10 protein-coding genes are annotated in these 7548 nt (G+C 64.9%); 6 read left to right on the top strand and 4 right to left on the bottom strand.

The genetic code is table 11. The features are described 5' to 3' along the window. Window positions 1-308, top strand: a 308-nt coding sequence (locus tag ACWCOM_RS18320) for a hypothetical protein (protein ID WP_454550174.1), incomplete at its 5' end; no start/stop codon positions are given. Between the two features lie 466 nt (window positions 309-774). On the opposite strand, the gene ACWCOM_RS18315 is transcribed toward ACWCOM_RS18320, so the two are convergent. Further along, complete coding sequence (locus ACWCOM_RS18315) at window positions 775-1785, bottom strand: replication initiation protein (protein ID WP_176338669.1); 1011 nt, start codon at window positions 1783-1785, stop codon at window positions 775-777. A gap of 321 nt (window positions 1786-2106) precedes the next feature. Between ACWCOM_RS18315 and ACWCOM_RS18310 the strand changes: the two genes are divergently transcribed. From ACWCOM_RS18310 to ACWCOM_RS18295, 4 genes are all read left to right on the top strand, one after another. Next, the gene (locus tag ACWCOM_RS18310; protein WP_048896403.1) at window positions 2107-2505 is read left to right on the top strand and encodes an ArsR/SmtB family transcription factor; all 399 of its coding nucleotides are present in this window, start codon (window positions 2107-2109) and stop codon (window positions 2503-2505) included. After that, window positions 2502-3380 (top strand): permease, encoded by an 879-nt coding sequence (locus ACWCOM_RS18305; RefSeq protein WP_176338507.1) that lies wholly within the window; start codon window positions 2502-2504, stop codon window positions 3378-3380. The genes ACWCOM_RS18310 and ACWCOM_RS18305 overlap by 4 nt, the downstream gene beginning before the upstream one ends. Before the next feature lie 43 nt (window positions 3381-3423). Continuing rightward, a complete protein-coding gene (locus tag ACWCOM_RS18300) occupies window positions 3424-3585 on the top strand; it encodes a hypothetical protein (RefSeq protein ID WP_154676754.1) in 162 nt (53 codons plus the stop codon). A gap of 78 nt (window positions 3586-3663) precedes the next feature. Next, window positions 3664-4650, top strand: a complete 987-nt coding sequence (locus ACWCOM_RS18295; protein WP_065062263.1) for an IS481 family transposase — start codon at window positions 3664-3666, stop codon at window positions 4648-4650. A gap of 454 nt (window positions 4651-5104) precedes the next feature. Here the strand turns inward: ACWCOM_RS18295 and ACWCOM_RS18290 are convergent, their stop codons facing one another. The 3 genes from ACWCOM_RS18290 to ACWCOM_RS18280 form a co-directional block, all read right to left on the bottom strand. Continuing rightward, window positions 5105-5305: a hypothetical protein gene (locus ACWCOM_RS18290; RefSeq protein ID WP_176338670.1), complete on the bottom strand. Its 201-nt coding sequence runs from the start codon at window positions 5303-5305 to the stop codon at window positions 5105-5107. 320 nt (window positions 5306-5625) lie between these two features. Next, window positions 5626-5781: a hypothetical protein gene (locus ACWCOM_RS18285; protein ID WP_176338671.1), complete on the bottom strand. Its 156-nt coding sequence runs from the start codon at window positions 5779-5781 to the stop codon at window positions 5626-5628. Window positions 5782-5880: 99 nt separating this feature from the next. Then, entirely contained in the window at window positions 5881-6201 is a 321-nt protein-coding gene (locus tag ACWCOM_RS18280) for a hypothetical protein (protein ID WP_176338672.1), read from the bottom strand. Between the two features lie 826 nt (window positions 6202-7027). Here ACWCOM_RS18280 and ACWCOM_RS18275 point away from each other — a divergent pair. Beyond that, window positions 7028-7548 (top strand): hypothetical protein (locus ACWCOM_RS18275; protein ID WP_454550173.1); only part of this gene is annotated, 521 nt, incomplete at its 3' end.

The following is a 7548-nucleotide window of genomic DNA, read 5'->3' as shown; positions in this document are numbered from 1 at the left end:
CGGCCACCACCACCGGCCGCGTCATCACCGCCGAGCAGTGGGGGGATCTGGCCGCAGCAGCCGGACAGATCACGGCCGCCGAACGCGCCCTCGACGCCCGGGAACGAGCCCTCACCGCCCGCGAGGAACGGCTACGGCAACGGCAGGACGATCTCGACCAGCGCGCCCAGGACATCGCCTACCGCCACGCCCAGGCCCGCGCCCACGAGGAACAAGCCCGCCGGATCCGCCACCAACTCAACGATCTCGAAGCCCAGGCCCGCCAACATCCCACCCACCAGGGAAGCAGCTTCTACCGCCCCACCTGACCGACTGAGGCGAGCACCGCCAGGACACCCCAGCACGCCCAGAACCGACCCACCAACAGCCACCACGCCACCCCACCAAGCACCCGCTCAACCACATGGATCGACTACGAAGACTCCTTCCGGCCATATCACCGGGGGTGGCTCAGGGGCTCACCCGTGAAGGGTGAATCGAAGACGACAGACGTCATCGACAGTGACCAGGGTGACGGGCGCCGGCGGAGGGGACTTGGAACTGGGTCAGTGCCTGATTGGGACGCTCTGGGCACCTTGACCGAAGCGTGCAGCTGAACGTGTGCGCGCCTGCGTGAGGTCGCCCAGGCTGAGGGCATCGAACGATGCATGAAATGTGCCGGTCCGAGGGTGGGCGGAGGGGGTCCAGAGGAGCATCACCCGGAGAGGGTGGGAGAGCCCAGAACTGGGCCCTTGGGCGCCCTCTCACCTTGGGCTTAGTAAATGACCCCCCCCCCTAGCCGGTGGAGCGGGCACTCCGAAGAGCTCTTTTTACGGTTGATTCGGAGCACCCGAGGGTCTTGGCGATCGTCGGTCGGGAGTGCCCAGCCTCAGCTAGTACCCGGATCTGTTCAGCCCGCAGAGTCGAAGTAGCTGCGCGCACGGCACGGCTCTTGTCGGCGTTCTTCCGGACTGCCTGAGTCTTTTTCTCGGAGCGGGCTGCGCCGCCTTTGGCGCCGAGGGTGCGTGCGGCGGCCGAGCCTTGCCCGGTGATGGTTCGGCGGCCGGGGCGGTGCTGGTGCCGGCCGATGGAGGCGGCCAGATCGCGTACCTGGTCATCGGGCAGCGGTGCCACGCCTTGCTCGGCGGCCACGGCCTCGTTGATGCCGCGGGCCAGCTGCAGCACCTCGGCGTCGGTCCAGTGGGTCACGGAGCCATTTTCCAGCGCGTGGCGCACGGTCAGCCAGGTGGCGCGGTTCACGGCATCGTTGCGACCCACGAACACCCCGCCAGAGGCTTTCTGCGCCCTTGTGCGAGCCTGAGGGGGCTCAGAGTGGGTTGGCCATGCTTCAACGGCGTCTAGAGCCTCCTGGAGCTCTCCGAGCCGGTACGGGGCCGTGAGCGGGCGGGCGGTGGTGAACACATCGCGCTGAGTGGGCCTGTAGCAGGGGTTCCGGGTGCGGGCGGGCCGTAGCGGGTCTACAGCCGCGTCTCCGCTCAGCGAGGCCCGCAGAGCGGCTCCTACGGCCTCGGCGTAGGCGATTGGGTGCGGTCGGGCGTCGGGGCCGGTGTGCACCCGGTCGATCAGCCACACGGCTTGGGCCCCGCGAGGGGTTTCCACGATCACGTGCGGCAGGGCTGGGGCGGCGAAGAACTCGAGCACTGCCGCGTCTCGATCGACGTCCACGGTCAGCAGGCCGAGGTTGGGTCGCGCCGGTGGCGTCCAGAACGCGAACTCGCCTAACGCCTCCACCGGCACGGTGCGTGGAGCACCGTCCTTGGTGGCTGCCACCCGGATGTGGTGCACGCCCAAATGGTCAACGACCGCTTGCCGGACAGCGGCCTGCCGTGTTGCGGCGGGGCTGGTGGACGGGGGAGGGGTCGTGCCTACACTGGTCACAAGGCTTCTCCTGATTGCCGCTATCAATCGGGGAAGTCGAGCCCCGGAGATTCCACCCTCCGGGGCTCAACTCTTTCCTGGCCACCCTATGGCCCGGCGTAGGCCCACGGGCGGACCTTCGCCCTGTCGCGTCGGCCATGTGCGGACCTAGTTGTACTGACCGGACACGTTGATCGATAGACAAGTCGCCACTTGTGACAGAAGGCCACGCTTGTCTATAGTGTGGGTATGACAGTTTCACTGGATGTTGCCCTGCCGCGCACGGACCTGTCGGCGCGGGATCACGCGCGGATGCTTGCTCCGTTGTTGAAGCCTTTGTCAGACGAGAACAGACTGATGATCGTGCTGACGCTTGCGGCGGGGGCGTGCTCGAACAAGAAGTTGCAGGAGGCCACCGGGTTGAGCCAGGCGCTGGTGAGTCACCATGTGGCAGCCTTGCGGCAAGCGCAGCTGATCAGTGTGCGGGCCGAGGGCCGGTCCAACATCTACGCGCTGTGTTGTGAGCAGTTGGCGGCGCCGGTGCAGTGGCTCGCTCACTTGGCGACTCTCACTCCAGAGGGACAGAAGGCGTGCTGCACTGCCCCAGCAGGGGAGGGTCAGGCATCGACTGAGGGTGCTGCGCGGTGATTCATGCGGTACAGACCTTCGGGTTGATCCTGGTCGAGTTGCTCGTCCTGTTCTCGCTGATCTCGGTGCTCGTTGCGCTGGTGAACCGGCGGTTCGGGCCGGATCGGATCCAGAGCTGGATGGCCGATGGGCGCCTTCCCGGCCCGCTCAAGGGGCTACTGCTGGGGGCGATCACGCCGTTCTGTTCCTGTTCGACGCTGCCGGTGCTGGCTGGGATGTTGAAGTCGGGGGTGGCGTTCCGGACGTCGATGACCTTCCTGATCTCGTCACCGCTGCTGGATCCCATCATCGTGGCCGGGGTGGTGCTGCTGTTCGACTGGCGTATCGCGTTGGTCTACACGGTGGTCACCGCCGCATGGTCCCTGCTCGCCCCCCTAGTATGGGAACGACTCGGCATGGCCAGCCAGCTCAAGCGAGTCAAGGTCGTCGGCGACGACAGCACCCCCCACCCCTGGGCAGGCCTGCGCAACGAGATCCGGCCCGCACTCGGCGAGGCCTGGGCCGATCTGAGACCGCTGCTCGTCCCGATGGTGCTGGGTGTCTCGGTCGGTGCATTTATCTACGGTTTCGTGCCTCAGGACCAACTCGCCGCGGTCGCTGGCGACGACAAACCGTGGGCCGTGCCGTTGGCCGCCGTGCTTGGCGTTCCGCTTTACGTGCGTATCGAGACGATGCTGCCCATCGGCTTGGCCCTCAGCTCGACCGGCATGGGGCTAGGTGCAGTGTTCGCGCTGATGATCGGCGGCGCCGGAGCCTCGATCCCCGAGATCTCGATGCTCACCACCTTGTTCAAGCCCCGACTGGTCGTCACTTTCGTGGTCACTGTCATCGGCACGGCCATCGCCGCCGGCTACCTCATCCCACTGATCGCCTGACCCAACCACCACATTCCCAACCACACGAGGAGAACAAGCAACCATGGGACTCAAGGACCTCTTCACCGCACGCAAGCAGGACAGCAGTTGCTGCGGGGCCCAGATCGTGCCCGACGATGACGACCAGCCCCAGAGCGAGCAGGGAACACCCACCGAGACGGCTGCCTCTTCAGCGCCGAACAGCGAGGACACGGACGGCAACTGACATACCGAATCGATGGGGCTGCACCACAGGGTGCAGCCCCATCACTGTCTCCACCCGCTCGTCACCAGGAAGACCACCATGTCCCACGCCAATGCCGCCCTCACTCCGCGTCACCGCCTCAAGGTTGCCCAGCTGGTTGTTGACCACGGATGGCCGATCAGCGAGGTCGCTGCCCGGTTCCAGGTCTCCTGGCCCACCGTGAAGCGCTGGGCTGACCGCTACCGGGCCGGTCAGTCCATGCAGGACCGCAGCTCACGGCCTCACCGCTCCCCGAACAAGACCAGCCCCACGACTGCGAAGCGCTGTATCCAGCTCCGGCTGCGTCTGCGGGAAGGTCCGGTTCAGTTGGCATACCGGATTGGCGTTGCTCCGTCGACAGTCCACCGGATCTTGGTCGACGTCCACTTGAACCGCCTGTCGCACGTCGACCGTGCCACTGGAGAGCCTGTTCGTCGCTACGAGCACGACCACCCCGGGGCGATGCTGCACGTCGACGTGAAGAAGCTCGGCAACATCCCAGACGGCGGAGGCTGGCGCTACGTCGGCCGACGACAAGGCGAGAAGAACCGCGCAGCCACACCCGACAAGCCCAAGAACAAGCACTACGACCCGTTGATGGGCAAGGCCTACGTCCACACCGTCATCGACGACCACTCCCGCGTCGCCTACGCCGAGATCCACGACGACGAAACAGCCCACACCGCCACAGCGGTCCTGGCCAGGGCCGTCAAGTGGTTCAACGCCCGCGGGGTGACCGTCGAGCGGGTCCTGTCGGACAACGGTGGCGCCTATCGCTCACACCTGTGGCGCGACACCTGCGCCGAGCTGGGAATCAGGCACAAACGGACCAGGCCGTATCGCCCGCAGACCAACGGCAAGATCGAGCGCTTCCACCGCACCCTGGCCGACGGCTGGGCCTACGCCCGCTGCTACACCTCCGAGACGGAGCGTCGCGGCGAACTCGACGGCTGGCTGCACTACTACAACCATCACCGGCCCCACACAGCCTGCAGCAACCAGCCGCCCTTCTCACGATTGACCAACGTGTCCGGTCAGTACACCTAGTAGGGGTTCATCCCCTTCCCAACGACCCACCCAACCCTCGACACAAAGCTCTGGCTGCTAGGAAGCACCTGCGGTCATTCTTCACACTGAAATCGGGGGCTTGTGCTCACATCGCTGCCCCCTGGAGGGGGGCCGGGCCGTTAGCCGGTCCCCCTCGACACACTCACGGGCTTCCCAGACACTGAGGGTGGGTGATCTGCATACCGCCCTAGAAAAGCCGGGCTCTCCCATGGCCCGGCTTTTCCCATGCCCAGCGCAGCACCCACCCGCTCCGCGTGGTGCCCCGGCCGGAGACCGATCCCGTTCTATGTGCCATAGAACATAGCTTTGCTCCGCCTGGCGGCAGTAGGTGTCACGACCGGTGTGCAGGACACTGAGACGCGGGGTACAGGATCCTCCCCACGGAAAAAGCCGGGCTCTGCTACCCGGCTTTTTCCGTGCCGGCACGCACGGCCTAGTGCACGTACCGCCGCCACAACACCGCCACCATCAGCACACTCGGCACCCCCGCCAAGGCAAAGCTGACAGCGAGATGATCGATCAGCACATTCAGGGCCACCCCGCCCATAAGAACCAGCGCACCCCCCAGCAACACGACCATCCAAGCGACCTCCAGCTGGGCCTCGCTCATCGGCTCATAGCGTTCTCTGCTCATCTCACGACGATAGGAAGCCACCCCGGCTCTCCGAACCGACCCACGGTTTATGACCACACACCGTCCAGGCTGACCGGGACAGAGCCCTGCGGAGACAACCCCGGCTGAGCAGCCTGTGCCGGCAGATCAAGCCTTGGCAGGACCTCTCACACACCCATCGCCGTCACTTTTGGGAACGAACCGAAAATCGGCCGAGACTGGAGGTGGAAACTGGCGTGCTCACACCAACAGCTTCCCGGGAGGCCCGGTTGACCAGGCCCCGCCTCCCATAAGAAAAAGCCGGGCTGCTGCCCGGCTTTTTCCATGTCCGGCAACGCCGGTTAGTCCAGAAACCGCCGCCACCAGATCCCCACCACCACAGCGCCAGGAACCAAGGCAACAACAGTGCCCACTACGAAGTCTTCGAGCAAGACGCCAATCACCGCAGCCAGCAGACCCACCTGCACTCCAGCCAGCAGCACCAGAATCCAAGCCATGTCTCGACGCTGCCTGGCCTCCTGGTCCCCGCGTCGCATTTGCATTCGTCAAACGCTACGGGCCGGTTCCTCGTTGCGCTCAATCGCACGCACTGTGGATCACCCTTCTAAAGGTAGGTCCTGCCCGTTCACGAGTGTTTCCCAGAACGTGAAGGTGATTTCAACGTCAGGACCAACGGCCTCCTGAACCACCTGCGCCAGCCTCAGGCCTTCCCGGTAGGCAGCGTTTCGGTGTTCCACCGATGGCCAGCCTCGCTCCTCGTGATAGTTCATGTCGAAGTCACGAGTCCACGTCAGGAGCTGGTCGGACAGCTCAGCAGGAAGAGGAAAGTCGTCCTGTTCCAGTGCACTGTCCCATCCAAAAAACGGCCAGGAGCATCCGTACTCGTTGAGCATCCTGATCGTTGTGTGTGTGCTCATCAGCAACCCCTTGCTGGGTATGACGTGATCACTCGTCGATTGGTCTTAGAAATGATCACACGAGGGTAAAAAGTCTTGAGGACCTGCCCCTTGGAGTTCCGCACCTGCACCGGTGTGGTGTAACAGAGCTTTCCACCGCCTTGGTCAGCGATCTTGGAGGGAGCCACCAAAGACTGCCGAGTGGCGAAGTCCATGAAGTCGTCCCAGTTCCCACGCATTGGCTCCATCTTGCGCGTCCAGTCGCCCTGGTGGCCGGCTCGAATGTGACGGTATCCATAGCCCTTCTCGGTGCCGCATTCCAACTTGATCCGGCCTCCAGAGAACCCCGGGCGGCTCCTAGCCTGATAGGTCGTGACCACGTGGCTCGCACGCTTCAACGTGTTGCAGTTGAGCGCATCGATAGGCCCCAAAAGGGAGGCCGTTGCTAGTCCCGGGGGCAGCTCCGGGGCTTGGTTCAGTCCAAGAGCCGTCAGGTCACCAGAGCTGACCGATGCCCCGCTCACAGGAGCCACCAGCACCACTTCCGGATCACCGACGACCGCGGAGGCTGATTCAGAACTGGCCATAGCTGGAACGCTTCCCAAACCAACCCCGGTAGTCGCTAGAACCGCGGAGAACATGAGAACCGTGGCTCGCCGCCGCCACGTATGAGTGAGGGACATCGTTGCCCCTTTCGTCTAGGGACGAGCCGACCCCGCCCAGTGTTCCCGATAGTAAATCAGGAAGGTTTGCTCGGTCCTTCTGACGCAGAAGGACCGTCACACCTCATGCATCTTTGATAACCGAGGTGTCCGGAATTCGTCACGACGCTTTTAGGCTCGCCCTCATGGAGTCGAAAATCTGCCCATGGTGCACCGGTCCTGTCGCGCCCAAGCCCGGCCGCGGACGACCCCCGGTGTACTGCTCCGACCAGTGCCGGCGTTACGCCTATGAGCACCGCAGAGCCGCCCAGCGCGAAAGCCAGCCGGTGCGCATCATCGTGGAAAAGACTCCGCCCCAGGTGATTGAGCGCACCCGGCGGGCATGGTCCCGCCCCGATCCCAACGCATTGGCTGAGGCCCTGGAGGAACACCCCGATCTCGCCGCCCCGGTACTACGCCGCATGGTCGAGCTGGCCACCAACGAACGACTCAGCAACCGTGCACGCACCGCCCTAGGGGCCCATCTGGCGCGCTTCACCGCCGAACTGTTCACCGCCCGGTTCGCGTTCAACCCACGCCCGGCCACCACCACCGGCCGCGTCATCACCGCCGAGCAGTGGGGGGATCTGGCCGCAGCAGCCGGACAGATCACGGCCGCCGAACGCGCCCTCGACGCCCGGGAACGAGCCCTCACCGCCCGCGAGGA

It is taken from the genome of Kocuria sp. KH4 (genome assembly GCF_053711175.1).
The sequence above is the reverse complement of the archived record's forward strand: the minus strand, read 5'-3'. Positions and strand labels throughout refer to the sequence as shown.

What these genes read in the sequence shown, in the direction of transcription:
- ACWCOM_RS18310 (WP_048896403.1), top strand. Translation starts at nt 2,107, where the DNA reads ATGACAGTTTCACTGGATGTTGCCCTGCCGCGCACGGACCTGTCGGCG.
- ACWCOM_RS18300 (WP_154676754.1), top strand. Translation starts at nt 3,424, where the DNA reads ATGGGACTCAAGGACCTCTTCACCGCACGCAAGCAGGACAGCAGTTGC.
- ACWCOM_RS18295 (WP_065062263.1), top strand. Translation starts at nt 3,664, where the DNA reads ATGTCCCACGCCAATGCCGCCCTCACTCCGCGTCACCGCCTCAAGGTT.
- ACWCOM_RS18290 (WP_176338670.1), bottom strand. Translation starts at nt 5,305, where the DNA reads ATGAGCAGAGAACGCTATGAGCCGATGAGCGAGGCCCAGCTGGAGGTC.
- ACWCOM_RS18285 (WP_176338671.1), bottom strand. Translation starts at nt 5,781, where the DNA reads ATGGCTTGGATTCTGGTGCTGCTGGCTGGAGTGCAGGTGGGTCTGCTG.
- ACWCOM_RS18280 (WP_176338672.1), bottom strand. Translation starts at nt 6,201, where the DNA reads ATGAGCACACACACAACGATCAGGATGCTCAACGAGTACGGATGCTCC.